This window comes from Streptomyces sp. R28 (assembly GCF_041052385.1).
Lineage (GTDB): Bacteria > Actinomycetota > Actinomycetes > Streptomycetales > Streptomycetaceae > Streptomyces.
Genome location: NZ_CP163439.1, coordinates 8,627,400 through 8,652,296 on the forward strand (window position 1 = coordinate 8,627,400; position 24,897 = coordinate 8,652,296).

The 24,897-nt window shown below is 70.7% G+C and carries 21 protein-coding genes; 9 read left to right on the top strand and 12 right to left on the bottom strand.

Annotation, left to right across the window (positions count from 1 at the left end):
* Nucleotides 1–16 precede the first annotated feature (16 nt).
* Nucleotides 17–1,312: a helix-turn-helix domain-containing protein gene (locus tag AB5J49_RS37765; RefSeq protein ID WP_369173345.1), complete on the bottom strand. Its 1,296-nt coding sequence runs from the start codon at nucleotides 1,310–1,312 to the stop codon at nucleotides 17–19.
* A 248-nt stretch (nucleotides 1,313–1,560) separates the two neighbouring features.
* Between AB5J49_RS37765 and AB5J49_RS37770 the strand changes: the two genes are divergently transcribed.
* The gene (locus AB5J49_RS37770) at nucleotides 1,561–2,178 is read left to right on the top strand and encodes a hypothetical protein (RefSeq protein WP_369173346.1); all 618 of its coding nucleotides are present in this window, start codon (nucleotides 1,561–1,563) and stop codon (nucleotides 2,176–2,178) included.
* A gap of 624 nt (nucleotides 2,179–2,802) precedes the next feature.
* Nucleotides 2,803–3,285 (top strand): ATP-binding protein, encoded by a 483-nt coding sequence (locus tag AB5J49_RS37775; protein ID WP_369173347.1) that lies wholly within the window; start codon nucleotides 2,803–2,805, stop codon nucleotides 3,283–3,285.
* Between the two features lie 79 nt (nucleotides 3,286–3,364).
* Here the strand turns inward: AB5J49_RS37775 and AB5J49_RS37780 are convergent, their stop codons facing one another.
* Entirely contained in the window at nucleotides 3,365–4,408 is a 1,044-nt protein-coding gene (locus tag AB5J49_RS37780; protein WP_369173348.1) for a DUF2637 domain-containing protein, read from the bottom strand.
* A gap of 304 nt (nucleotides 4,409–4,712) precedes the next feature.
* Nucleotides 4,713–5,564 carry a (2Fe-2S)-binding protein gene (locus tag AB5J49_RS37785; RefSeq protein ID WP_369173349.1) on the bottom strand — a complete coding sequence of 284 codons (852 nt, stop codon included), beginning with the start codon at nucleotides 5,562–5,564 and terminating at the stop codon, nucleotides 4,713–4,715.
* Nucleotides 5,565–5,749: 185 nt separating this feature from the next.
* On the opposite strand from AB5J49_RS37785, the gene AB5J49_RS37790 reads away from it, so the two are divergent.
* Complete coding sequence (locus AB5J49_RS37790; protein ID WP_369173351.1) at nucleotides 5,750–6,595, top strand: GntR family transcriptional regulator; 846 nt, start codon at nucleotides 5,750–5,752, stop codon at nucleotides 6,593–6,595.
* A gap of 47 nt (nucleotides 6,596–6,642) precedes the next feature.
* On the opposite strand, the gene AB5J49_RS37795 is transcribed toward AB5J49_RS37790, so the two are convergent.
* Both AB5J49_RS37795 and AB5J49_RS37800 read right to left on the bottom strand, forming a co-directional pair.
* Nucleotides 6,643–7,431 carry a hypothetical protein gene (locus AB5J49_RS37795; RefSeq protein ID WP_369173352.1) on the bottom strand — a complete coding sequence of 263 codons (789 nt, stop codon included), beginning with the start codon at nucleotides 7,429–7,431 and terminating at the stop codon, nucleotides 6,643–6,645.
* 164 nt (nucleotides 7,432–7,595) lie between these two features.
* On the bottom strand, nucleotides 7,596–9,269 hold the full coding sequence (locus AB5J49_RS37800) for a PucR family transcriptional regulator (RefSeq protein WP_369173353.1): 1,674 nt from the start codon (nucleotides 9,267–9,269) through the stop codon (nucleotides 7,596–7,598).
* A 377-nt stretch (nucleotides 9,270–9,646) separates the two neighbouring features.
* On the opposite strand from AB5J49_RS37800, the gene AB5J49_RS37805 reads away from it, so the two are divergent.
* From AB5J49_RS37805 to AB5J49_RS37825, 5 genes are all read left to right on the top strand, one after another.
* Entirely contained in the window at nucleotides 9,647–10,546 is a 900-nt protein-coding gene (locus AB5J49_RS37805) for a xanthine dehydrogenase family protein subunit M (protein WP_369173354.1), read from the top strand.
* Entirely contained in the window at nucleotides 10,546–11,148 is a 603-nt protein-coding gene (locus AB5J49_RS37810) for a (2Fe-2S)-binding protein (RefSeq protein ID WP_369173355.1), read from the top strand. The genes AB5J49_RS37805 and AB5J49_RS37810 overlap by 1 nt, the downstream gene beginning before the upstream one ends.
* 5 nt (nucleotides 11,149–11,153) lie before the next feature.
* Complete coding sequence (locus tag AB5J49_RS37815; RefSeq protein ID WP_369173356.1) at nucleotides 11,154–13,538, top strand: xanthine dehydrogenase family protein molybdopterin-binding subunit; 2,385 nt, start codon at nucleotides 11,154–11,156, stop codon at nucleotides 13,536–13,538.
* 263 nt (nucleotides 13,539–13,801) lie between these two features.
* Nucleotides 13,802–15,259, top strand: a complete 1,458-nt coding sequence (locus AB5J49_RS37820; protein ID WP_369173357.1) for an NCS2 family permease — start codon at nucleotides 13,802–13,804, stop codon at nucleotides 15,257–15,259.
* A 49-nt stretch (nucleotides 15,260–15,308) separates the two neighbouring features.
* Entirely contained in the window at nucleotides 15,309–16,466 is a 1,158-nt protein-coding gene (locus AB5J49_RS37825; RefSeq protein ID WP_369173358.1) for an XdhC family protein, read from the top strand.
* A 19-nt stretch (nucleotides 16,467–16,485) separates the two neighbouring features.
* On the opposite strand, the gene AB5J49_RS37830 is transcribed toward AB5J49_RS37825, so the two are convergent.
* The 4 genes from AB5J49_RS37830 to AB5J49_RS37845 are packed head-to-tail and all read right to left on the bottom strand — an operon-like array spanning nucleotide 16,486 to nucleotide 20,411.
* Nucleotides 16,486–17,457 (bottom strand): hypothetical protein, encoded by a 972-nt coding sequence (locus AB5J49_RS37830; RefSeq protein ID WP_369173359.1) that lies wholly within the window; start codon nucleotides 17,455–17,457, stop codon nucleotides 16,486–16,488.
* On the bottom strand, nucleotides 17,454–18,440 hold the full coding sequence (locus AB5J49_RS37835) for an AAA family ATPase (RefSeq protein ID WP_369173360.1): 987 nt from the start codon (nucleotides 18,438–18,440) through the stop codon (nucleotides 17,454–17,456). Before AB5J49_RS37835 ends, AB5J49_RS37830 begins: the two co-directional genes overlap by 4 nt.
* A 6-nt stretch (nucleotides 18,441–18,446) precedes the next feature.
* Entirely contained in the window at nucleotides 18,447–19,754 is a 1,308-nt protein-coding gene (locus tag AB5J49_RS37840; protein ID WP_369173361.1) for a toll/interleukin-1 receptor domain-containing protein, read from the bottom strand.
* A 15-nt stretch (nucleotides 19,755–19,769) separates the two neighbouring features.
* Entirely contained in the window at nucleotides 19,770–20,411 is a 642-nt protein-coding gene (locus AB5J49_RS37845) for an SLATT domain-containing protein (protein ID WP_369173362.1), read from the bottom strand.
* A gap of 23 nt (nucleotides 20,412–20,434) precedes the next feature.
* On the opposite strand from AB5J49_RS37845, the gene AB5J49_RS37850 reads away from it, so the two are divergent.
* Nucleotides 20,435–21,244: a DNA/RNA helicase domain-containing protein gene (locus tag AB5J49_RS37850; protein WP_369173364.1), complete on the top strand. Its 810-nt coding sequence runs from the start codon at nucleotides 20,435–20,437 to the stop codon at nucleotides 21,242–21,244.
* A 141-nt stretch (nucleotides 21,245–21,385) separates the two neighbouring features.
* Here AB5J49_RS37850 and AB5J49_RS37855 read toward each other — a convergent pair whose 3' ends face one another.
* The 3 genes from AB5J49_RS37855 to AB5J49_RS37865 all read right to left on the bottom strand — a co-directional run bounded on the left by AB5J49_RS37855 (nucleotide 21,386) and on the right by AB5J49_RS37865 (nucleotide 24,894).
* Entirely contained in the window at nucleotides 21,386–21,826 is a 441-nt protein-coding gene (locus tag AB5J49_RS37855; protein ID WP_369173365.1) for an SRPBCC family protein, read from the bottom strand.
* A gap of 90 nt (nucleotides 21,827–21,916) precedes the next feature.
* A complete protein-coding gene (locus AB5J49_RS37860) occupies nucleotides 21,917–23,326 on the bottom strand; it encodes a family 43 glycosylhydrolase (RefSeq protein ID WP_369175391.1) in 1,410 nt (469 codons plus the stop codon).
* Nucleotides 23,327–23,394: 68 nt separating this feature from the next.
* Nucleotides 23,395–24,894 (bottom strand): family 43 glycosylhydrolase, encoded by a 1,500-nt coding sequence (locus AB5J49_RS37865; protein ID WP_369173366.1) that lies wholly within the window; start codon nucleotides 24,892–24,894, stop codon nucleotides 23,395–23,397.
* Nucleotides 24,895–24,897: the final 3 nt, after the last annotated feature.

Consider the following 24,897-nt stretch of genomic DNA (forward strand, 5'->3'; position numbering starts at 1 on the left):
ACCCAGGCGGTGCGGCTCAGCTGTACGGCACCCACTTGCGGGCCGAGGTGTCGTACGCGTAGTTCGGCAGCCCCTTGATGCTCGTCGTACGGAACGGGCGGCCGTGGTCGTCGATGCGGATCGTGCCGGTGCGGCCCTGGGAGGACCAGTCCAGTTCGAGGTACCAGCTGCAGTCGCAGCTCTCCGTCTGCGCGTCGACCAGCAGCACCTCCGGGTCCTCGGCCGACACGCGGTACGGCAGCTTCATCGCAGGGATCGGGGTGCCCGTGTCGTTGCCGTCGACCGGGCGGGCGATGGGCCGGTCCTTGTCCAGGTCGACATCGAAGTAGCGGGGCGTCAGCGCACCGCCGCAGCCGTGGTCCATGGCGTACGAGATGCCCTCGACGGGTGCCGAGCGGCCGACGACGCGCACACGGAGCGCGTCCAGGACGACCGCGGTCGACGTCCGCCCCTGTACGGCGATCTCCACCATGGTCTGCTGCCCGTGCACCGCGTTCTGGGTCGCCGCCCAGGTTTCGGCGTCCTGCGGGGCCGGAGGCGGGGGCACCTGCTCCGAGGGCTTGGTGATGACGTAGTCGTGGCCGCAGCCGGACTGCCAGACGTGGGAGTCGGCGCTCCAGGTGAGGGGGACGCCGACCGGGGGCTCCTGCCGGCCGGCTCCCTCGGGGGGCTTGGCGGCGGATTCGGTGGGCTTGGCGGAGGACTTCTTCGACGCGCCGGCCGAGGGTGACGTGGTGGTGGGAGTGGGGCTCGGCGACTTGGTCGACTTCGGGCGCGGAGTGCCCGCGCCGGTCGTACGGGTCGGGTCGGCGCCCTGGACGGAGTCGCTCGCCCGCGGGTGGTTGTCGTCCGGCAGGGCGGAGAGGCTGCCGAGCGTGGCGAGGAGTGCCGTGGCCACGGCCGCGGAGACCAGGAGGCGCCGACGGCGGTACCAGGGGAGGTGGGCAGGCTTGGCCGGTGCCGGCTCTTCGGGCGTCTCCGAGGGGGAGTCGTCCGGGGAAGTGTCCGCAGAGGAGGGGGCGCTCGGCGCCGCCGGCGGACTTGCCGTCCGCGCCCGCTGTCGTGCCGCCACCGCCTGGATCCACCGCCGGTGCAGCTCCAGCCGCTCCTCCGGCGTCGCCTGGCACAGCGCGGCGAAGCGCTCCACGGGCGCGAAGTCGAGGGGGACCGCGTCGCCGGCGCAGTAGCGGTGCAGCGTGGAGGTGTTCATGTTCAGGCGGCGGGCCAGCTGACCGTAGCTGCGGTCGGTGCGCTCCTTCAGGCGTCTGAGTAACGCCGCGAACTCCTGGACGTCGTCCTGTACTTCCGACACTGTTCCCCCGCGTCCTCCCCGTCCCGGGACGGCATCCCAGGCACTCCATATACCTGCACGTCAGAAGGGCTGGGATGGTTCCACCGTCGCGGATCGGGCCTCAGCGGTTGTGCCCGACGGCTGTGACGGCTGATGCTCTTGGTGTCGCACCGACCAGGCCACTGGCCTAGGGGGCCGGACGGACCATCCGGTGTCGGTGACGGCCGACTTCTGATCGCTCACGCTCTCATCTCACACGGGGGACACCCATGCCCAAGCGCATCCGAGCCGGCGTGCTCGCCGCACTCGCCGTCGCGGGCCTCGCCGCAGGCTCCGCACTCAACGCGGCACCGGCCGGCGCGGCGACGAAGGCGCCCGCACCGAAGTTCCTGTCGGCGTCCGAACTTCCGCCGCACCCCTCCTCCGCCTGGACCGCGGACAAGGTCACCGACGGCGTCCCGGAGGAGATGCAGGGCTGCCTCGGCGACGCCCTGCTCGCCTACGACTCCAGCTACCGCACCTTCCGCACGGAACTCGAGACCTCTGCCCAGCAGCTCAACGTCGTCGTCGGCGACAACGCCAAGGCCAAGGCCCTCGCCACCCTCCTCAACATGGAGATCCGGTCCTGCGCCCTGCGCAGCGACGCCGACCCGGAGATCGAGGCCGAGTACAGGAGTTACGGCAGCCTGCCGGTCGAGGAGGGTGCCCGCGTGCACGGTGTGCACACCCGTGCCTCGTGGGGCGCCATGGACATCCACCTCCTCTCCGTCGGCCGCGACGGCGGCACCGTCACCGTCGTGGGGTGGGGGCAGATGGGCGACTTCGCGAGCGCGCCGGTGAAGGCCTTCAAGAAGACGACCACCACGGCGGTCAACAAGCTCTACTGACCGACGCCGGTCGACGTACCACCTGACCGCCGGACCACCACAACAGCGGGGCCGCCCTCCCGGACGGGGGTCGGGCGGGCGGCCCCGCAAGATCCTCCACACCGCAGCCAAGGGCGTGGAGGGCAGCCGAGGCAGCGAATTCCGGCCAGTTTCGCCGACTGTGGACATCGGCTCCGGCGGCGCCTCGAAGTCGAGCCCCGACAGTCGCACGTCTGCCTCGGCTACGGCCGGAACCGCAGGGCGCTATCGGTAGATGGGCCGATCCCCCGCGGTCCGCACGCCCCCGGGGCAGTCGGCACGCGGTCGTGCAGGACTGCCCTGGTCGGCCGCCCCTCCAGGAGCGGATCGAACCGCCTCGTCCCCTCCCTCCCGAACCGCGCCTCCGGCCCGGAAGCCGGGCCGGCCGCCGGTGGCCGACCCGGTTCGGTCCTCGCGCAAGGTGGCTTCCGGACGGCCGACGGGTGGCGTTCCGGGTTCCACACACCGGCCCGGGCTGCCGTAACCGTGGCCGAACACCTGGTCGTTGCCGATTCGACATGACTGCCGCCGGTCCGACTGGGAAATGGTTCCCGTGAACGTGTTCGAGCCAGGAGGGGAACCGACATCGGCACGCGGGCGGGGGTCATGAAGAGGCAGGCACGGGGAGGCGGTCCCATCACGGTAGGGGCCTCCTCGGCGGAGGCACTGGAGGACAGGGCCGCGAGCGCCGGGGAACACGCGCAGACGCCTCAGCTCAGGCGCAGACTCGGGAGGGCGGACCTGCGGGCCGTACCGGAGGCACGTAGGGCTCTGCGCGAGCTGTTACGGCACTGGGGCAGGCCCGGCCGATCGGACATAGCCGAACTGCTCACCAGCGAGCTCGTGACCAACGCGCTCGTCCACACCGACCGTGAAGCGGTCCTGACGGCGACCGTCGGACCGGGCGGACTCAGAGTGGAGGTGAGGGACTTCGTGGCCCGCAGGCCCAGACTGCGCGTACCGAACGCCGACACCGGTACGAACGGCAGGGGCATGATCCTGGTGCAGTCCCTCGCGGACGCCTGGGGTGTGCGGTCACACGGCGTGGGGAAGGCGGTGTGGTTCGAACTCGACGCGGGCGCCGTATGACGACGGCTGCCGTAGGACAACGGGAAGGGGCGCGACCCGAGCTTCGGGTCGCGCCCCTTCCCGTCGACGAGGGGTGTTCTCAGCCGAACTGCTGCTCAAGATCCTTGAGCTTGCGCTCCAGGGAGTCGAGTCGCGGCAGCGCCATGGTGTCGTCCTCCGCGGTGAGGTCGACGGTCACCGGGTCAGAACCGGTGCGGACGGGCTGCAGTGAGGGACGCGTGCGCACGGGCAGTTGCTCGGGCGTGGATATGGCAGGCTCCGCGGAGACTTGAGCCGAGGCACGCTCCAGCGCCGCCTGCGGCTCCCCCTGCCGTCCGCCGCCGCGGCCGACGAAGCCGCGGTGGCCCCGGCTGATGGCCTTCAGCTGGGCACGCTCCATGCGCTGCTGCTCGCGCCGGCGCAGCCGGGTCTCGTCCTTCTTCCGCTTGTCGTCACGGACCTCGTCGACCGCCTCGTCCAGGCTGCGCACGCCCTCCAGGAGCATCAGCGACCAGGCCCTGTACGTCTCACGGGGAGCCCGCAGCCAGCGCACGATCCGGATCTGCGGGAGAGGCCTCGGCACCAGGCCCTGCTCGCGCAGGGCGGCCCGGCGGGTCTGCTTCAGTGCCCGGTCGAACAGCACGGCCGCGGACAGGGACATGCCGGCGAAGAAGTGCGGGGCGCCGTCGTGGCCGATGCCCCTGGGCGCGTGCACCCAGTTGAACCAGGCAGCCGCGGCCGCGAACGTCCATACGAGTATCCGGGAGCCGAGCGCCGCGTCACCGTGGCTGGCCTCGCGGACCGCGAGGACGGAACAGAACATCGCGGCGCCGTCCAGACCGAACGGCACGAGGTACTGCCAGCCGTTGTGGAGGCCGAGGTTCTGTTCGCCGAAGCCGACCAGGCCGTGGAAGGAGAGGGCGGCGGCCACGGCCGCGCAGCAGAACAGCAGCACATAGGAGGCGGTGCCGTATATGGCCTCCTTGCGCCTACGGCGCTCTTCGCTGCGCTCCCACGAGTCGTCCGCTCCTGCGTCCTTCCCCGGGGTCTTCCCGCGCCGAAGCACCGCTATCGCCGCCAGCAGGCCCAGGAGCAGGACGGCGCCCGGAAGCAACCAGTTCAGCGATATGTCGGTCAATCTCATCTGGGGTCCCTTGCATTGGGATAGGGCGTAACGCCCGCCATAGTGGCCCAATCCCAACGGCCCTCAGGGGGTTTCGGGGCAAGAGGCCGCCAAGGAAGTGCAAGGGGATGCCCAGGGCGGCGTTCTGCTCGAACTGCCGCTTGAGGGGCGGGAGTTGAGTTCGAACAACACTACCCGTACGGGTGGTTCCACGGAAAGTTCCTGTGCTGAGTGAGGAATTTGTGAAACGCCTGTAACCGTAACGACTGTCCTGCTCACGGGTGATCTTACGGCACGGTGGCTTACACCCATTCCTGAGGGTGCCTCAACTGGCGGTGGCCACAAGCTTGGTGACCCGGTCCGCGTCGCAGGTGCGAGGGCAGGTGGTGCAGGTCTCCTCGGGGCGCAGTGTGTAGAACATGCAGCAGCTCGCCCGGTCCCGGGTGGCCAGTGACGCGCCGTCCGGTCCGGCGAGTTCACGGAAGGCGGCCGAGCCGACGTACGGCTGCGTCGCGCCCGGCAGCAGCAGCTCCAGCTCGCGCCGTGCCCGCTCCTGCTCGCCGTCGCCGAACAGGTGGGCGACGTACCACAGGCCCTCGACCAGCTCATCGGTCGCCATGCCCCACAGTGCGCGTCCACGCCGCCGCATGCGCGGTCCGAAGCCGGTGAGCACGGGTTCCAGGTGCTCGGCGACGGCGGCCCGTACCTCCACGCGCAGCGCCTCCTCGTCGGGGGCGACCCGGGCGCCGGGCAGGGTGGCCGCCGGGTCGCCGGGCAGGCAGGCGAAGGTGGTGGGGCGGGCGGCGAGGCGGCCCAGGGCGAGGCCGGGGGCCGTGCGGTCGTACGAGACATGCGTCACGGGGAAGCGGGGGACGCGGCGGAGCAGGAACCAGGGCACGGTGATCAGCAGGCAGACGGGCCAGGCGTAGCGGTGCAGGCCGAAGCTTGCGACGACGTCGGGGCGTGCGGGCTGTCCGTAGTCGCGCCGTATCTGCGCGTCGTCCCGGGCCAGGAACGCGTCGAGGCCGGTGCCGGCGTCCGCGAGCGAGGCGGCGGTGATCCAGCCGCCATGGCCGGGGAGCTGTTCGTCGGCGGACGGCTGGGAGATGTCGAGCCCCGGGAAGACCTCGGTGAGACGGGTGTAGGCGTGTGCGAGGGCTATGGGGGGCACGGACATGGGGACCGCCGATCCGTGAGACTTTAAAGGTAAGGCTTACCTTACTCAAGATCGCTGCGGTTTACCCTGCCCTATGGGGGACACCCCCATTACCCCCGTGTCGAGTTCTGCGCCTATGGTGCTTGACGGGCGAGTAACAACCCGCCGTAATGACCCCAAGTACTGACACGTCCGGAGGAGGACCCGTGAAGCAGGGCGCGCAGGGCTCCGCGGCCACGGGAATTCCGCAGGTCCCGGAGGTGCCGGGGAGCTCAGGAGCGCCGCGGGTACCGCCGCAGGGCCGGGCCGCGGGTGTGGGCGTGGACCTGGGCGTGGACCTGGATCGGGAGCGGGGTGCCGGTCACTCGGCGCCGACGGCTCGTGGTGAGCACACCCACAGTGAGCAGCCGATCCCGCGGCCGCGTCCGGTCGTCCAGCGGGCCTCGGTGCGGGGGCAGATCGTGGACGCCCTGCGTACCGCGCTCGTCACCGGTGAGCTGGCTCCCGGCGTGGTCTACTCGGCCCCCGCACTCGGCGAACGCTTCGGTGTCTCCGCCACGCCGGTGCGCGAGGCCATGCAGCAGCTCGCGTTGGAGGGTGCCGTCGAGGTCGTCCCCAACCGGGGGTTCCGGGTGGTCGAACGCGGCGTCCGGGGACTGGCCGAGCTGGCCGAGGTCCGGGCGCTGATCGAGGTCCCGGTGATGCTCCGGCTCGCGCGCACCGTCCCCGCCGAACGCTGGGCGGAACTACGCCCGTTGGCGGAGGCGACGGTCCGGGCGGCGTCGACCGGCTGCCGGGCCACGTACGCGGAGACCGACCGCACCTTCCACCGTGCCGTGCTCTCCCTCTGCGGCAACGAACAGCTCGTGCAGATCGCCGACGACCTCCACCGGCGCGCCCAGTGGCCCTTGGTGAGCGCCGTCCTCTCCGCCGGCCGGGGCCACGCCGACCTCATCGCCGACGCGGCGGAACACACGGCGCTGCTGGACGCGTTGATCGCCGGGGATCTGGATGTGGTGCGGTCGCTGGTGGGGGAGCACTTCGCGGGGTAGCGTCCGCCGATCTTTCCGCCCGTCCGGGGTTGCCGGCGGGGCGTACGTCACGCCGTGGCCGCTCCCGTCGCCGGTGGGGTCGGGGCCAACTGGCGGGCCAGCCAGGTCGGTACGCCGCCCAGGAGGCGGAACAGCCGGCGGGCCTCCTCGCGCAGCCGTGTGGCCTCCGGTTCGGTCTCCGCGTCGGCGAGGGACGCCAGGGCGGGGGCCGTGCCCACGAGGTAGCCCAACTCCTCACGGATGCGGAGGGATTCGGCGAAGCCGTGCCGCGCCTCCGCCAACTCGCCGTCCCGCAGGGCGAGTCCGGCCAGGTGGCGCCAGGTGAAGGAGAGCAGGAGCGGGTCGGCGTGTGCTGTCGCGCCCGCGTGTGCGCGGCGGTAGGCCGCCCGCGCCGCCTGCGGGGAGCGCGCGAGGTTCTCCGCCAGGAGCCCCCGGCGGAAGTCGAGCAGAGCCCTGCCCGCCGCCCCCGGCGGGATCAGCGCCGCCGCCCGCCCCAACGCGGCCCGCGCCTCGTCGGCCCGGTCGCGCACTGCGTGCAGAGTCGACGCGTAGGCAAGTTGCCCGCGTTCACAAGCGGCCGCGCCCCGCTCGTCGTCACCGTGCGCGAGCGCCTCGGCCGTGCGCAACGCGTCCTCGGCCTCCTCCCAGCCCTGCTCGGTGTAGAGACAGCGCTCCACCAGCAGCGACGCCCGCTGCAGCGCGGTCTGCGCGGTCACCGGCTGTAGCAGGGCCGCCGCGTCCGCCCAGCAAGCGCGTGAGCGCAGCCGCCATACCGCGGTCTGGAGTGGATCGTCACCGGCGGTCGTTCCGTTACCAGACATGGCGGTATACGCCACCTCGCCCTCCCCGAGCACGCCATCGAGCTGTTGAGTGGTGGCGGCATCTCAGCACGAATCCGCGCGCCCGGCCAAGAGGGTGGGTGAAGGATTTCACAAAGTCGTGGGACAGCGGCGGCACTTGGTGCCATCCGAGCGCGGGCTCCAAACGCGCTCGGGAGGGCTCAACTCATCCGCAATGCCAAGAAGAAATCCAGCTTGTCCTCCAGCCGGGAGAGGTCCCGGCTCGTCAACTGCTCGATCCGCCCCACTCGGTAGCGCAGTGTGTTGACGTGCAGGTGCAGCCGGGTCGCGCAGCGGGTCCAGGAGCCGTCGCAGTCGAGGAACGCTTCCAGGGTGGGGATCAGTTCGGCGCGGTGGCGGCGGTCGTAGTCGCGCAGGGGGTCCAGGAGGCGGGCGGTGAAGGCTCGGCGTACGTCGTCCGGCACGAAGGGGAGCAGGAGGACGTGGGAGGCCAGCTCCTGGTGGCCGGCCGCGCAGACCCGGCCCGTGCGGGCCGCCGCCACCCGGCGGGCGTGCCGGGCCTCCTCCAGGGCGCCGCGCAGGCCCTCCGCGGAGTGCACCGCCGCGCTGACGCCGAGGGTGACCCGGCCGTCGCCGTCCAGGCCCGCCGACAGCGCGTCCCGGATCGATTCGAGGAGGGCGTCCGCGTGGATCCCCGCTTCGGAGCCGTCGTGCTCCGACGAGACCGCCGGGAGGGGCACGAGGGCGATGGCCTCGTCGCCGGTGTGGGCCACAGCGATGCGGTCGGACGGCTCGGGGCCGGTCGCGAGCGGGTCGACCAGGATCTCCTCCAGCAGGGACTGGGCGATCGGGCCGGGCTCGGTCTCCCCGCCCTCCCACTCGACGCGGGCCACCACCACCTGCCAGTGGGGGGCCGCGCCCAGGCCGGGCAGCAGCACCGGCCCCGCCACCCGCAGCCGCGCGGCGATCTCGGCGGGCGCCGCGCCCGTCTGGACCAGCTCCAGGACCTCCTGGGCGAGGCGGCGGCGGACCGTGCGGGCCGCGTCCCTGCGGTCCCGTTCCACCGCGATCAGCTGGGTGACGCCCTGGAGCAGGTCGAGCCGCTCCTCGGGCCAGTCGCTGGCGTCCGCCTCCACGGCCAGCAGCCAGTCCGACAGCACCGTCTCGCGCACGTCCCGCGAGGCCCGCGGGGAGCGGCCGCTGCTGCGGATCGGGAAGAGGGAGTACGGCGTGCTGCCCATGGCCATGCGGTGGGGGCCGCGACGGCCCGTGCGGGCGGCCGACAGGTGCTCCGCCGCCAGCTTCGCGCACATGTCCGCGGGCAGCGCCGGGCCACCCTCCATCGAGCCCGCGATGAGCCGCCCGGTCGGCGACAGCACCCACGCCCGCAGGTCCAGGTCCGAGCCCAGGAGGTCGAGGACGACGTCCGGGCCGCCGCCCGCCGGGCCCGACGTCATCATCCGGCGGTGGCGGTCGACGACGGCCGCGAGGTCCCCGGCCCGCTCGCCGCTGACCTGCCGTACGACATGCTCGGTGATCGTCGCGAACGCCACCGACTCGTGCACCGCGAAGAGCGGCAGACGGTGCCGGGTACAGGCCAGCACCAGGTCCTCGGGGATGTCGCCCATCTCGGCCTCACCGGCCGCCAGGGCGGCCACGCCGGCCTGCACCAGGAGGCGGACGAAAGGCTCGGAGTCCGCGGCGTTCCTGCGCCAGGCCAGCCCGGTGAGCACCAGCTCACCGCCCGAGAGATAGCGGCTGGGGTCCCTGAGGTCGGTGGTCATCACACCGCGCACGGTGCGGTCCAGCTCTTCCTCGCCGCCGAGCAGCTTGAGGCCCAGCGCGTCGGTGTCCAGCAGTGCGCGCAGCCGCATTCTCGTCGCCGCCGTTCTTTGTCTCGAAATCTACGATGGATCCAGGAGGCTCGTGTGGTGAGCGGCCCGTCCGGCGGGCCGGTCCATGGTGACCGCCGTCTTCGGAGCTGTGTCCCGGCTGTGTCCCTGGTCACAAGGGCTGTGTCTCACGTTTCCACGGAAAAACCAGGAGGTTACAGGTGCCCTCCGTTCATACGAATCTACAAGATGCCCGCCCTGGCCAGCCAACTCCTTCATGGTTTCCGTGACTGACCCCGGTGGAGCACGGCGCTGTGTACTGACGTCAATGCGCGTTAACAGCACATGAACGAGCCGGGACTGCCGCACCTGATCTGGCTCAAACCGTACGACCCACGAGACGAAGAAGAGAGCCGGTCATGGACTTCCTTCGCCCCGCCAGCTGGGAGGAGGCGCTCGCCGCAAAGGCCGAGCACCCCACCGCTGTGCCGATTGCGGGTGGCACCGATGTGATGGTCGAGATCAACTTCGACCACCGCCGGCCCGAGTACCTCCTCGACCTGAACCGCATCGGCGACCTCTACGAGTGGGAGGTCGGCGAGGAGAGTGTGCGGCTCGGCGCCTCCGTCCCGTACACCCGCGTCATGGAGAACCTGCGCGCCGAGCTGCCGGGCCTCGCCCTCGCCTCGCACACGGTCGCCTCCCCGCAGATCCGCAACCGCGGCGGCGTCGGTGGCAACCTCGGCACCGCCTCCCCGGCCGGCGACGCCCACCCCGCCCTCCTCGCGGCAGGCGCCGAGGTCGAGGTCGAGTCGGTGCGCGGCAGCCGCCGTATCCCGATCGACGAGTTCTACACCGGCGTGAAGCGCAACGCGCTCGCCGCCGACGAGCTCATCAGGGCCGTACACATCAAGAAGGCCGACGGACCGCAGCAGTACTCCAAGGTCGGCACGCGCAACGCCATGGTCATCGCCGTGTGCGCCTTCGGGCTCGCGCTGCACCCCGAGACGCGGACCGTCCGTACCGGAATCGGCTCGGCCGCTCCCACGCCCGTGCGGGCCAAGGCCGCCGAGGAGTTCCTGAACGCGGCGCTCGAAGAGGGCGGCTTCTGGGACAACGGCAAGATCATCACCCCGTCGGTCGCCAAGCAGTTCGCGGAGCTGTGCTCCGGCGCCTGCAACCCGATCGACGACGTCCGGGGCACGGCGAGCTACCGCCGCCACGCGGTCGGCATCATGGCCCGCCGCACGCTGACCTGGACCTGGGAGTCGTACCGCGGCACTGACGGCCGTGCCAATCAGAAGGGGAGTGTCGCCTGATGCGCGTCAACTTCACTGTCAACGGACGTCCGCAGGAAGCCGACGACGTCTGGGAGGGCGAGAGCCTTCTGTACGTGCTGCGCGAGCGGCTCGGTCTGCCGGGGTCGAAGAACGCCTGTGAGCAGGGCGAATGCGGGTCCTGCACGGTCCGGCTGGACGGTGTGCCGGTGTGTTCGTGTCTGGTCGCCGCCGGCCAGGTCGAGGGCCGCGAGGTCGTGACCGTCGAGGGGCTCGCCGACTTCGCCAAGCAGCGTGCCGAGCGCGGTGGTTGTGCGACCGGTGCCTGCGGTACGGACGGGAAAGCGGGTACCTCGCTGCAGGACGCCCAGCAGTGGGCGGCCAAGGGGCAGGACTCGCAGACCGGTGAGGGCACCGAACTCTCCCCGATCCAGCAGGCGTTCATCGACGCCGGTGCCGTCCAGTGCGGCTTCTGCACGCCGGGTCTGCTGGTCGCCGCCGACGAGATGCTGGAGCAGAACCCGAACCCGACCGACGCGGACATCCGCGAGGCCCTGTCGGGCAACCTGTGCCGCTGCACCGGCTACGAGAAGATCATGGACGCGGTCCGCCTCGCGGCCGCCCGGCAGGGAGAGGCGGTCTGAGCGACATGCCCACCAACGGCGCTCCTACGAAGATCACCCAGGGTTCCCAGACCAAGGGCGGCATCGGTGAGTCCACTCTCCGCCCGGACGGCACCCTCAAGGTCACGGGCGAGTTCGCGTACTCGTCCGACATGTGGCACGAGGACATGCTCTGGGGTCAGATCCTGCGCTCCACCGTCGCGCACGCCGAGATCGTGTCCATCGACACGAGCGAGGCCCTCGCCATGGCGGGCGTCTACGCCGTCATGACGTACGACGACCTGCCGACCGAGGTGAAGAACTACGGCCTGGAGATCCAGGACACCCCGGTCCTCGCGCACGGCAAGGTCCGCCACCACGGTGAGCCGGTCGCGATCGTTGCCGCCGACCACCCGGAGACCGCGCGCCGCGCCGCCGCCAAGATCAAGGTCGAGTACCGCGAGCTGCCCGTCATCACCGACGAGGCCTCCGCGACCGCCCCGGACGCGATCCTCGTCCACGAGGGCCGCGACGACCACCACAGCGGCCACGTCCCGCACCCGAACATCGTGCACCGCCAGCCGATCCTCCGCGGCGACGCGGCGGAGGCCGCGAAGCGGGCCGACGTCATCGTCAAGGGCGAGTACACCTTCGGCATGCAGGACCAGGCCTTCCTCGGCCCGGAGTCCGGCCTCGCCGTGCCGGACGAGGACGGCGGCGTCCACCTCTACATCGCCACCCAGTGGCTGCACTCCGACCTGCGCCAGATCGCGCCCGTCCTCGGCCTGCCCGAGAGCAAGGTCCGCATGACGCTGTCCGGCGTCGGCGGGGCCTTCGGCGGCCGCGAGGACCTGTCGATGCAGATCCACGCCTGCCTGCTGGCGCTGCGGACCGGGAAGCCCGTCAAGATCGTCTACAACCGGTTCGAGTCCTTCTTCGGGCACGTCCACCGCCACCCCGCCAAGCTCTACTACGAGCACGGCGCCACGAAGGACGGCAAGCTCACCCACGTCAAGTGCCGGATCGTGCTGGACGGCGGCGCGTACGCCTCCGCGTCCCCCGCGGTCGTCGGCAACGCCTCCTCGCTCAGCATCGGCCCGTACGTCGTCGAGGACGTCGACATCGAGGCCATCGCCCTCTACACCAACAACCCCCCCTGCGGCGCGATGCGCGGCTTCGGCGCGGTCCAGGCGTGCTTCGCCTACGAGGCGCAGATGGACAAGGTGGCCAAGCAGCTCGGCATGGACCCGATCAAGTTCCGGCAGCTGAACGCCATGGAACAGGGGACCATCATGCCGACCGGGCAGCCGGTCGACTCCCCGGCGCCGGTCGCCGAACTCCTGCGCCGCGTCAAGGCGATGCCGCTCCCGCCGGAGCGCCAGTGGGAGAGCAGCGAGGGCGCGGACGTACGGCAGCTGCCGGGCGGTCTGTCCAACACCACGCACGGCGAAGGCGTCGTACGCGGCATCGGCTACGCGGTCGGCATCAAGAACGTCGGCTTCTCCGAGGGCTTCGACGACTACTCCACCGCCAAGGTGCGCATGGAGGTCGTCGGCGGCGAGCCCGTCGCGACCGTGCACACGGCCATGGCGGAGGTCGGCCAGGGCGGTGTCACCGTCCACGCGCAGATCGCCCGCACCGAGCTGGGCGTCACGCAGGTGACGATCCACCCGGCGGACACACAGGTGGGCAGCGCCGGTTCGACGTCCGCGTCGCGACAGACGTACGTCACCGGTGGCGCCGTCAAGAACTCCTGCGAGCTGGTCCGCGAGAAGGTCCTGGAGATCGGGCGCCGCAAGTTCGGCTCCTACCACCCGGCTTGGGCGACGGCGGAGCTGCTGCTCGAGGGCGGCAAGGTCGTCACCGACGGCGGCGAGGTCCTCGCCGACCTGGTCGACGTACTCGAAGGCGAGGCCGTCGAGGTCGAGGCCGAGTGGCGGCACCGTCCGACCGAGGCCTTCGACCTGCGCACCGGCCAGGGCTTCGGCCACGTCCAGTACTCCTTCGCCGCGCACCGCGCCGTCGTCGAGGTGGACACCGAGCTCGGCCTGGTGAAGGTCATCGAGCTGGCCTGCGCCCAGGACGTCGGCAAGGCGCTCAACCCGCTGTCCGTCATCGGCCAGATCCAGGGCGGTACGACCCAGGGTCTCGGCGTGGCGGTCATGGAGGAGATCATCGTCGACCCCAAGACCGCGAAGGTGCGCAACCCCTCCTTCACGGACTACCTCATCCCCACGATCCTCGACACGCCGACCATCCCCGTCGACGTGCTCGAACTCGCCGACGACCACGCCCCGTACGGGCTGCGGGGCATCGGCGAGGCCCCCACCCTGTCGTCGACCCCGGCCGTCCTCGCGGCGATCCGGAACGCGACGGGACTGGAGCTGAACCGGACGCCGGTACGGCCGGAACACCTCACCGGCACCGCGTAGGGAAAACAGCGAGGAATCCGGAAGGAATCCAGCAAGGCTCTCCGGGCGGCGCCGGGAACGTCACACTTCGCCGCGCCGCCCGGAGGAACCAAGTACCGCACCGCTCGCGGAACTTGACGTACCAGCACGTACCAGCACCACAGATCCAGTTCGTTCGTCTCGGGCCGTCCCCCGGGTCGTGCGGCCGAAGCACCTTCCCAAATCCCGCCAAACCGCCGAAGGCAACCCGCGGGTGTCCCTATGAACCTTGGGAGTAGGCCCACATGACCCAGCAGTCCCTGGAGCCGGCGACCACAGCCGAAGACGCGGGAGAAGGCACCCGCGTCCCGGCCGGCAGGTCCTGGCTCGACCGGTACTTTCACATAACCAAGAGAGAATCCACGATCGCGCGCGAGGTGCGCGGCGGCATCACCACCTTCATGGCGATGGCGTACATCCTCCTGCTCAACCCGCTGATCCTGTCCGGCAAGGACGCGGCGGGGGACACCCTCGCCCAGAAGGCCCTGATCACCGCGACCGCGTTCGCGGCGGCCTTCACCACGCTGCTGATGGGCTTCTTCGGCAAGGTGCCGCTGGCCCTCGCCGCCGGCCTCTCCGTCTCCGGCGTCCTCTCCTCGCAGGTCGCCCCGCAGATGACCTGGCCGCAGGCCATGGGCATGTGTGTGATGTACGGCGTGGTCATCATGCTGCTGGTCGTCACCGGCCTGCGCGAGATGATCATGAACGCGATCCCGCTCGCGCTGAAGCACGCGATCACCATGGGCATCGGCCTGTTCGTCGCCCTGATCGGCCTGGTCAAGGCCGGCTTCGTGCACCAGGGCAAGGCGACCCCGGTCACCCTCGGCCCGGCCGGTGAACTCGCCGGCTGGCCGGTGCTGCTCTTCGCGATCACCCTCCTCGCGATCTTCATGCTCCAGGCGCGCGGCATCCCCGGCGCGATCCTGATCGGCATCGTCGGCGGCACCATCCTCGCCGTCGCCCTCAACGCGCTCGACGTCATCGACCCCAAGCAGTGGGCCAGCGGCGCTCCCGAACTGCACGGCAGCGCCGTCTCCATGCCGGACTTCTCGATCTTCGGCAACGTCGAGTTCGGCGGCTGGGGCGAGGTCGGCGCGATGACCGTCGGCATGATCGTCTTCACCCTCGTGCTCGCCGGGTTCTTCGACGCGATGGCGACGATCATCGGCGTCGGCACCGAGGCCAAGCTCGCCGACGACAAGGGCCGGATGCCGGGCCTGTCCAAGGCGCTGTTCATCGACGGTGCGGGCGGTGCGATCGGCGGCGTCGCCGGCGCGTCCGGCCAGACGGTGTTCGTCGAATCGGCGACCGGCGTGGGCGAGGGTGCCCGTACGGGCCTCTCCTCGGTCGTCACCGGACTGTTCTTCGCGGCCTGCCTCTTCTTCACCCCGCTGACGGCGATCGTGCCGGGCGAGGTCGCGGCGGCGGCCCTGGTGGTCATCGGCGCCATGATGATGATGAACGCGCGGCACGTGGACTGGTCGGACCGGGCCACCGCGATCCCGGTGTTTCTCACCGTCGTGATCATGCCGTTCACGTACTCGATCACGGCCGGTGTCGCCGCCGGTGTCATCTCGTACGTTGCCATCAAGGGCGCTCAGGGCAAGGCCCGGGAGATCGGGGCGTTCATGTGGGCCCTGACAGGTATCTTCCTGGTCTATTTCGCCCTCAATCCCATTGAGAGCTGGATGGGCGTGCACTGACCGATCGGTGAACCGCCCTCCGCACAACCGCTGTCAAGGAGACCGAGAGATGTTGGACATCGCCGAGGAGTTGCACCGGTGGGTCGAGCAGGGACGCGACTTCGCCGTGGCCACCGTGGTGGCGGTCGGCGGCAGCGCACCCCGCCAACCCGGCGCCGCGCTCGCGGTGGACGCCGACGGCACGGCGATCGGCTCGGTCTCCGGCGGCTGTGTGGAGGGCGCGGTGTACGAGCTGTGCGGGCAGGCGCTGCAGGACGGCGAGACGGTCCTGGAACGCTTCGGCTACAGCGACGAGGACGCCTTCGCGGTCGGCCTGACCTGCGGGGGCATCATCGACATCCTCGTCACGCCGGTACGGGCCGCGGATCCGGCCCGCCCGGTGGTCGCGGCCGCGCTGCGGGCGGCCGCGGGCGGCGAGGCGGCGGCGGTGGCACGGATCGTGTCGGGGCCGGACGAGCTGACGGGCCGCGCCCTGCTGGTCCGCCCCGACGGCTCCTGGGAGGGCGGCTTCGGCGCCCACCCCGAACTGGACCGCACCGTCGCGGCCGAGGCGGGCGCGTTCCTCGACGCGGGCCGTACCGGCACCCTGGAGATCGGCGAGCAGGGCTCGCGCTGCGGAGCCCCGCTCACGGTGCTGGTCGAGTCCTCGGTCCCGCCGCCCCGCATGATCGTCTTCGGCGCGATCGACTTCGCGTCGGCGCTGGTACGGATCGGCAAGTTCCTCAACTACCACGTGACGGTGTGCGACGCCCGCCCCGTCTTCGCGACGAAGGCCCGCTTCCCGGAGGCCGACGAGATCGTCGTGGAGTGGCCGCACAAGTACCTGGAACGGACCTCCGTGGACGCCCGCACCGTCCTGTGCGTCCTCACCCACGACGCCAAGTTCGACGTACCGCTGCTCCAGCTCGCGCTGAGCCTGCCGGTGGCGTACGTCGGCGCGATGGGCTCCCGCCGCACCCACCTGGACCGCAACGACAGGCTGCGCGAAGTCGGCGTCACCGAGCTGGAGTTGGCGCGGCTGCGCTCTCCCATCGGGCTGGACCTCGGCGCCCGTACACCCGAGGAGACGGCCCTGTCGATCGCCTCGGAGATCGTCGCCCACCGGCGGGGCGGCAGCGGGGTCTCACTGACGGGCGCGCACACGCCGATCCATCACGACGCGGCGTCCACGTCCACGCCGGCGGGGCGGATCGGGTCGGTGGCCTGAGCGGTTGGTGCGGCCTCGGTCAGCCGACGTGGGCCCGCACCCAGCCCACCGTCGTGCCCCGGTCCCACGGCACCATCCGTACCAGGCTGGTCGCCCACTTCGGCCAGCGGCGTCGCGGGTACGGCACGAACGCCACCACCCGGTTGGTACGGCGAAGGGGACCCGCCCAGTGTTCCCACTCCTGCCGGCCAGCGCGGCGCGTGGCGAAGGTGTGGCCGCCGATGCCGAGATCGGTGACGAGCAGCACGGGCGTACCGGGGGCGGGCGGGGCGTACGACGGCCACGCCCGGCCGTCGGCGGGGCCCGCGCCGCGCGAGGGGCAGTCCTCGAAGTAGAGGACCTCGGTGAGGTCGCGCCCGACGGTGGCTCGGACCTGTCGCACCAATTCCTGAGCGTCCCGGTGGAAGGGCTGCATGCCGACGCCCCAGTCGACCAGGAGCTGCACCCCGAAACGCAGGGTTGGTTCGGGACGTGCGGGTAGCCGGAGCAGCGGACGGCCGAGCGATAGGTCCGCCACCACCGCCGGGATGTCGATCTCACGTCCCGGCGCGCGGCGCGCGGCCCCCGTCTGGGTGACCGCTGACGCGGAACGCGGTGCCAACAGGGGCTGGTGCGGCAGTGGCCCGGAGGAGGCCGGCGGATGACGCGGCAGCGGCTCGGCCGACCACACCACAGGGCGGGGCGGTTCCCGGTACACCGGTGTGAGCAGCGGGGGCGCGGAGGAGATCGGCGCAGGCGTCTCGGGGCGAGGTTCGGGCGGGGGAGAGGGACGCGGTGGCTCCACGGGCGTGAGCTCCGAGCCGCCCGGCCGGGCGCGGGGATCGGAGGCGGCCTGCGTCACGCTCGTGCCCTTTGCCCGGCCGGGCTCCGCCTGCGGAACGGCACGAGCGACCCGCTCGAACCCGAGAAGCCGCGCCACCGCGGCGAACGACTCCGGCTCTTGCGCGGCCGCCGCGCGCAGCAGATCACCGAGCCAGACCTCGCTGCTCATTGTGGGTCGCCCCACTGCTGCGGTTTGAGGAGGGTGAGGTCCTGCACCGCCTCCCATCGGTCGTCGTCCGGGGTGATGTCCAGCTCGTGGCAGGCGCGCAGCGCGTCCAGGTACTCGGCGGTGCTCGGCGGCCGCAACCCCTTGTCCCGTGCCTCCGGTCGCCGCGCGTCCACCGTGTGCGCCAGCTGTGTGGCCAACTCCCGTTCGGCATCGGTGAATTCACCGTACTCGTCGAGGAAGTGCGCCTCGGCGATCATGACGAGTCGGTGAGGTTTGGGCGCCCGCAGCGTGTGCACGACACAGCGCCGCAGGAACGCCTGCGGCAATTCCCGTTCCTCGTTCGTGGTGATGATGATGAGCAGTTGGCCCTGTTCGCTCCCCCCGCACGACTTCGGCACGCGGTTCCGGGCCACTCGACTCCCGGTCTCGGTGACGGTGAACCGGTGCGAACCCAGCGGTACCAGAAGACTGTTGGGCATGTCCGGATCGGCTTTGTCGATCTCGTCGATGAGGATCACCGCACTGTGGTGGGCCCGCCCCTGGTTGGCCGCGGCCCAGGGATGCGACTGGGCGCCCTTGCCGCGCCGCGCCGCACGACCCGCCGAGACCGGGTCGAACGCCCACCACAGGGGCCCCGGCAGCACATAGCGGGCATTGTCCAGTTGGCCGCCCGCCGGCAGTGCCTGGGCGTCGCCGATCCGGCGCACGTGGTCATACGTCCACAGCAGGTCCTTGCCCTCCGTACGGCAGGTCACCACCTGCTCGTAGTAACGCCACTTGCGCTTGCGCGCCACGTACGCGGCCACCGAGGACTTGCCCGAGCCGGGTTCGCCGCGCAGCAGCAGCGGACGGTTGGCCGCCAGCGCGACGTCGACGGCGAGGTCCAGGTCGTCCTGCATGATGTACACCCGCCCGTCGCGTCGGTCCGGCGCCTCCCGGTCGGGGTCCGGTCGCCGCTTCGGGACGGTGTCGTTGCCGCTCATGTCTTCCTACCCTTTCCGGGCGCCGGTGTGACGGTCGGGGAGCTCCTTGAGATCCTCGGTCAGCTGGTGCACGCGTATCTCCTCGTCCACGGTCAGAGCGGGCAGCACGGAGAGCCCAGCCACATGCCCATTCAGCCCGTCCGCCGCCGTGTCGCCGGTCAGCAGCACCACGAGCAGCCAGGGGAAGGTCCGGTGGAGCCGGTACACCAGTTCGCCGACGAGCGCCGGACGCCTGCCCTGGACGTCGAGGACGAGGCAGTGCAGATAGTTCTCCGCGTGGGCGCGGTAGCGCTCGGGCGCGAGCCACTTGGGGTTGCGCGACACCTGGCGTACAGGCTCCACGCACATGGCGAACAACTCCTCCACGGTGTGCTCCCCGGTCGGCAGCGCGCCCACCTCGCGTTGGTTGTACCGCGAGAACTGCAGGCACATCGCCCGGTCCACGTACTGCACGGCTATGTCCGGCGCGTGCGCGTTGAGTGCGACGACGTGCTTGGTGGCCAGCACCGGTGACGGCAGCAGCATCCGGGCCGCGTCCCCGTCGATCCACGTAGGGACGAGCTGGACCACGAGCCGACGCAGCGGATCCTCCTCGAGATAGGGCGCCAACCTGTCCACGGCGTACGGGAGTTGGTCCCGGGGCACGGGCCCGAGCAGATGGTGGGCGACGTAATGGCACGCGCCCTGCTGAGCCTCCAACTGATGCTGGTCGGCGGGGTCGATGCCCACGTCGATCCCGAACTTCACCAGGGCCCGCGGGTCCTTCACCTTCCTCAGATACTCGGCGATGACCTTCAGCCAGGCCCGCATCGGATCACTGAGGCCGCTCAGGTCGGGCAGGTCGGAGAACTGCGCGGTCACGGCCGCCGTGAGCGCCGCGACGTATTCCCCGTCGTCCCGCTCCGGCTGCTCGTCCTCGTCGTCCTCCTCTGTCCCGTCGTACGTGGTGCGCGCGGCGAGCAGCGGGCGCAGGTCGTCGAACCCCTTGTCCTTCAGCATCGCCGTGTCGACATCGCCGACCAGTACCGGAAGCACGTACAGGGACGGGTTGAGGGACCGGCGCCACATCAGGATGCTCGCCTCTTTGCGTACCCACGCCGAATCGAGCGCCGCCCGGCCGAGCAGCACGAGCGCCGCGTCGCACTCGGCCATCATGCGGAACAACGCCGGGCACCACTCCTGTCCCTCCCGCAGGGAGTCCCGGTCCACCTCGACCGTGTGCCCGGCGTCCCGCAGTGCCAGCGCCACGCTCTCGCGGACCTCGTCGGCGAGCGGGTCGTTCCGTGAACTGTGACTGATGAAGATCGAGACCATCGCGCGGGTGCCGCCTCACGCCCCCGCCCACTTGACCATCCAGGCGTCGTTCTGCACCGAGATGACGTCCTCGCAGCGGGCGATGAACCGGTCCTGTTCAGCGATGTCGGATGCGCTGGACGGGCCGGCCAGCCGGAGCGCCTGGAGTTCCTGGGCGGTACGGGAGTACTCGATCTCCTGGTAGGCGTAGCGGCCGGCCGCGGCGTGCGCGGTCACGGCGGTACCGACGGTGGTGACGACCGCGATCCACACGCCGAGCTGTGCGATCCCGAAGCCGCCGGCCAGCGCACCCTGCAACGTGCCCGCAAGCGCGAGCGTCACCTCCAGGCGACGGAGCAGCGTGGTGCGGGAGCGCATCATGAGCGACTGGGGCCGGTAGTAGCCCTCGACCTGCTGGATGACGCGTGCGTCGACATAGTCGTCGAAGCCGCGGACAGGGGGCAGGTCGCGCGCCACTGGTTCGACGCCGTGCAGGTGGCGGGCCAGGCCGGAGGCCTGCAGTTCGAGCTCGATCAGCCGCTGCCGGAGCCTGGCCTCGGCCTCGGAGGGCGCGGTCCGGTACCGTCCCGCGCCCGCGAGGGACACGTACACCTCCGACTTGAGTGACTCCGACACCGCGCGCAGCCGCGTCCAGTCCGACGGGCCAACCGCAGCCACACGACGAGATCACCGACATGAAAATGCTCTTGGCCCGTGGCAGGCTCCCGGTGATCATCTGCGACGACGCCCAGCTACTGGGGGTCCGGGGGCTGCAGCGAGAGACGGTCGGAGGCGGCTTCTCTGCGCTGAACACCCTGATGGACTACTGCACGCGGCTGGTCCTGTTCGTCGACGAGTCCCGTGCGCTGCTTCCCGGAGATCTCGGAGGGCTGTTCCCGAGCAATGCCGACCGGAGCCTGCAACTGGACAACCCCCTACGTTTCCGCTTCGGCACGCGGCACGGCGACTGGGTGACGCAGGTCCTCGGCGGGCGGTCCACCCGGAGGGGCGGCCGCGGGGTCTCCCGCGCTGAGGGTGTCCACATCGCGCCCACCGTCGAAGCGCTGGAAGCCTTCCTCGCACGGCGCTGGACGGAGGGCATGGAGGTGGTCCTGGCCGCGGGTCACTTCGAAGGGCAGCCGCTGCGGATCGGTGACTGGCAACGTCCCTGGCTCCACGCAGGCGGTCAGTCCGTGTTCCGGCCGACGGAGGCGGAGACCTGGCGCCATGTGGCGTCCGTCCATGACGTGGACGGCCTGGAATACGACTGGTGCGGCGTCATCATGGGGACGGACATGGTGTGGCGGGACGACACCTGGGTGATCGACCCGGGCGCCAACCTCGACCTGCGGGGAAAGCCCGAACTGAGCGAGCGTGGCGCAGGCGACGAACTCGTCCGCAACGCCTACCGCTGTCTGTTCACCCGCCCCTCCCAAGGGCTGGTCATCTTCTCCGTCGACCCCGAGACCAGGGACCACCTGGCCACCGTCGCCCAGCCGCTGACCGACTGACACGGAACACTCCTGCGTCCCGCCCGAGCAGGAGGGCCCCGAGGCCGATCCCCGCGCTGCCGCCCATCAGCTGGTACAGCTCGCCCCAGCCGTCGTGGACGGCGCGCAGGGCGGCATCCGCGTAGGAGTCGTCGCCACCCGTCACGTCCCCCGAAGCAACCGATTCACAGCCCGCCCGAACACATAACGCCCCACCCGCTGCACGACCCCGTCCAAGCCCCCCGGCAGGAACCGCACCCCCAGCTCCTCCCGCCACACCACCCGCGCACGCCCGCCGGGCCCCGGCCGTACCTCGATCTCGGCCCAGCCCGTGACCACCCGGCCCCGCTTCTCCAGCCGGCACAGGCCCGGTGAGTCGTCCTCGGGAGGCTGCCACACCGTCACCTCCATCGGGTCGGCGAAGGAGAGCGGGCCGATTCCGGAGCGGGCGACGACGAGCGTGCCCTCGTGGGTTGGTCCGGCGGGCGTGACCGTGATGCGGGTCAGGGGAACGGCCCGGGCATGGCGGGGCCACACCGTCACACGGCGCCACGCCTCGTCGAGGGGGAGCGCAACCGTGCGTTCGAGCAGGAATTCGGCCACGCGGTGATCTTATGTGCGCCCCGTGCGCGTCAGGAGCAGGGCAGCGGCCGCCGCCGGTATGGCGGCAGCACGCGGCCCGGCCCCCGCTTTTCACTGGGCGTAGAACGTGGCGTCCCCCCTGTCCGTCGCCGTGCTCGGCGTCTGGACGTACAGCAGGTAGTCGTAGTGCCTGATGTAGCGCCCGGCATTGTTGTACGACTCGTAGGAGACCCCGGCCGAGTCGGCGAGCCCCGCCCGCTTGTAGAACGTGGCGTCGGACGCGAACTGCGCCGTGCCGTCGTTCTTCTCCAGCCACACCTCGAAGTTCTTGTGCCGCAGGTAGTAGCCGGGGAAGTTGGCCGACTCCAGCGAGACCGTGCCGCTGCCGGTCAGGCCGGTCACGACGCGGAACTGCGAGTCCGCGAGCGGGGAGACGTTGGCCTCGATCTTGGCGCGGTACTCCCAGTGCCGGATGAACCGGTCCGCGAAGTTGTACGACGACAGGCGCTGCGGCGTGACCCCGTCGGCCACCGGGATGCCGAAGTCGGGCGTGCCGTCGGCCTTCCAGTACACCTTCTGCACGCGGGTGCGGCGGTTGGGGTCGTTGAGCGGGTCGCCGGTGATGTCCTTGTAGCTGCGGTCGTGGTAGACGAGGATGTCGGACTTGCCGTCCTCGGACGTGGTGAAGCTGTTGTGCCCGGGACCGTACTGGCCGGTGGCGTCGTTGCTCTTGAAGACCGGCTGGGGGTTCTTGGTCCAGGACGCCGGGTTCATCAGGTCGGCGGTGGCGTCGGCGGTCAGCAGGCCGAGGCAGTAGTTGGCGTCGGTGGCGCTGGCGGAGAAGGTCATGAAGACCTTGCTGCCGTGCTGGATGAAGGCGGGGCCCTCGTTGACGGTCGCTCCGACCTTCTCCCAGGCGTTGGTGGGCCGGGAGATCATCACCGGGCTGCCGGTGATGGTCCAGGGGTTGGACATCCGGGCCAGGTAGATGTTGGTGCCCGCGCCGACGGCGGGGTCGTTCTGGGCCCAGCTGAGGTAGCGGGTGCCGTTGTGCACGAACGTCGTGGCGTCTAGCGAGAAGGTGTCCAGCGGCAGGGAGATGCGGCCCTTCTCGGTCCAGGTGCCGGTGAGCGGGTTGGCGGAGCTGGACTCCAGGACGTACGGCCGGATCTTCCACTTGTCGGTGGACCAGCCGGCGGTGAAGTAGACGTACCACTTGCCGTCGATGAAGTGGATCTCCGGGGCCCAGATGTGGGCGCCCATCTCACCGCTCGCGTGCTTGGTCCAGATCGTGGTCTCCGGGGCGGTGGAGAGCCCCTGAAGAGTGGTGGGCCGGCGCATGACGATCTTGTCGTACGCCGGAACGGTCGCCGTGAAGTAGTAGAAGCCGTCGGTGTGCTTGAAGATGTGCGGATCGGCGCGCTGCAGCGCGATCGGGTTGGTGAAGGTCACGGCGGGGGAGGCGGGCACGGCCGCCTGGGCGGCGGGACCGGGCCCGGCGAGGCAGGCCGCGAGGGCCATCAGGACGGCCGTGAGCAGCCGTACGGCGTTGCGTCTCAAGGTGCTTCTCCAGTGCGGGAGTCGGGGAATCAGGTCGTGGGTACGAGTCGCCACTGCTGGCAGTTGTTGTTCAGCCACGTCCACTGCCGTACGTCGGCGCCGTTCGCGGTGCCGCAGTCGGCCACGTCGGCGACCTTGCCGGTGGACTCGTTGACGATCCGCACGTAGTCGCCGCTCGCGGTGAAGACGAGGCGGGAGCGCTGGCACTTGTTGTTCAGCCAGGACCACTGCCGGATGTCGGCGCCGTCGGAGGCGGAGCATTCGGCGGTGTCCATCACCTTGCCGGTCGCCACGTTGACCAGCCGGTTGGTGTCGTCGCCCAGGTCCTCGAGCTTCCACTTCTGGTTGGCGCCGCCGGTGCAGCTCCACTGGAAGATGTTGGTGCCGTCGGCCGTGTTGCCGCCGTTCACGTCGAGGCACTTGCCGCTGTTGCGGTTGACGAGCGTGTACGACGTCGGCGTCGCCGCCGTCTCGCCGGACGGGCCGGGCAGCGTGGTGCCGAGGGCGACGGGGGTGCCGAAGTTCGGGGTGCCGTCGGCGTTCCAGGTGAACTCCTGGGCGCGGGTGGTGCGTCCGTTGCCGCAGCCACCGTTGGACGCGGAGTTGGCGTGGTAGACGATCCAGTTCTCGGTGCCGTCGGGCGAGGAGAAGAAGCCGTTGTGACCGGGGCCGTAGACGCTGCCCGCGTCACTGCGCTGGAAGACGGGCGTCTGCTTCTTGGTCCAGGAGGCCGGGTTCAGCGGGTCGGAGCCGGTCAGCTCCAGCTGGCCGAGCTTGTAGTCGGCGGTCTGGCAGGAGCTCGCGGAGTACGTCAGGAAGGTGCGGCCGTTGTGGTAGAGCGGCTCGGGGCCCTCATTGACGGGGTTGCCGGAGCGCTCCCAGTCCAGGGTCGGGCTGGAGATGATCGTGAAGGTGTTGCCGGCGAGGGTGTAGGGATTGCTCAGCGGCGCGATGACCAGGCTCTGCGTGCTGCCGTTGATGAACCCGCTGCCCATCAGGTACAGCTTGTTGTTCGCCTGCAGCACGCTCGCGTCGATCAGCCAGCCGCCCGGCGTGAGATTGGAGCCGGTGAGCGAGCCCTTGTAGGTGTACGGGCCCATGGGGTCGGTGCCGGCGCTCTCCAGGACATGGGTCCGCTGCGAGTCGCAGCAGGCGACGCCGCTCTGCCCGGCCGAGTAGTAGACGTACCAGTGGCCGTTGAACAGGTGCATCTCCGGCGCCCAGAAGTTGGTGTTGCGCGTCGAAGTGGTGTCCGCGTACACCTGCACGTTGGGCGCGGTGGCGAGGCCCGCGAGAGTCGGCGACTTGCGGATGCCGAGGATGCCGGTGAACGTCGTGGTGATCAGGTAGTAGTTGCCGTCGTGGTACTGCAGCCAGGGGTCGGCGCCCTTGAACGACTTCAGCGGATTTGTATACGGGCGGCCGTCGGCCGCGGATGCCGGCTGGGTGGTCGCCACCAGGGCGAGGAGGGCCGCGAGTACGCAGAGGATCAGCGATTTGCGGCGCTTCCTGAGCGGTAGGTGAGACATCCG

Bases quoted from the DNA above. Each gene is read 5' to 3' on its own strand.
- AB5J49_RS37770 (WP_369173346.1), top strand. From the start codon at position 1,561: ATGCCCAAGCGCATCCGAGCCGGCGTGCTCGCCGCACTCGCCGTCGCG.
- AB5J49_RS37775 (WP_369173347.1), top strand. From the start codon at position 2,803: ATGAAGAGGCAGGCACGGGGAGGCGGTCCCATCACGGTAGGGGCCTCC.
- AB5J49_RS37780 (WP_369173348.1), bottom strand. From the start codon at position 4,408: ATGAGATTGACCGACATATCGCTGAACTGGTTGCTTCCGGGCGCCGTC.
- AB5J49_RS37785 (WP_369173349.1), bottom strand. From the start codon at position 5,564: ATGTCCGTGCCCCCCATAGCCCTCGCACACGCCTACACCCGTCTCACC.
- AB5J49_RS37800 (WP_369173353.1), bottom strand. From the start codon at position 9,269: ATGCGGCTGCGCGCACTGCTGGACACCGACGCGCTGGGCCTCAAGCTG.
- AB5J49_RS37805 (WP_369173354.1), top strand. From the start codon at position 9,647: ATGGACTTCCTTCGCCCCGCCAGCTGGGAGGAGGCGCTCGCCGCAAAG.
- AB5J49_RS37810 (WP_369173355.1), top strand. From the start codon at position 10,546: ATGCGCGTCAACTTCACTGTCAACGGACGTCCGCAGGAAGCCGACGAC.
- AB5J49_RS37815 (WP_369173356.1), top strand. From the start codon at position 11,154: ATGCCCACCAACGGCGCTCCTACGAAGATCACCCAGGGTTCCCAGACC.
- AB5J49_RS37820 (WP_369173357.1), top strand. From the start codon at position 13,802: ATGACCCAGCAGTCCCTGGAGCCGGCGACCACAGCCGAAGACGCGGGA.
- AB5J49_RS37825 (WP_369173358.1), top strand. From the start codon at position 15,309: ATGTTGGACATCGCCGAGGAGTTGCACCGGTGGGTCGAGCAGGGACGC.
- AB5J49_RS37830 (WP_369173359.1), bottom strand. From the start codon at position 17,457: ATGAGCAGCGAGGTCTGGCTCGGTGATCTGCTGCGCGCGGCGGCCGCG.
- AB5J49_RS37835 (WP_369173360.1), bottom strand. From the start codon at position 18,440: ATGAGCGGCAACGACACCGTCCCGAAGCGGCGACCGGACCCCGACCGG.
- AB5J49_RS37840 (WP_369173361.1), bottom strand. From the start codon at position 19,754: ATGGTCTCGATCTTCATCAGTCACAGTTCACGGAACGACCCGCTCGCC.
- AB5J49_RS37850 (WP_369173364.1), top strand. From the start codon at position 20,435: ATGCTCTTGGCCCGTGGCAGGCTCCCGGTGATCATCTGCGACGACGCC.
- AB5J49_RS37860 (WP_369175391.1), bottom strand. From the start codon at position 23,326: ATGGCCCTCGCGGCCTGCCTCGCCGGGCCCGGTCCCGCCGCCCAGGCG.
- AB5J49_RS37865 (WP_369173366.1), bottom strand. From the start codon at position 24,894: ATGTCTCACCTACCGCTCAGGAAGCGCCGCAAATCGCTGATCCTCTGC.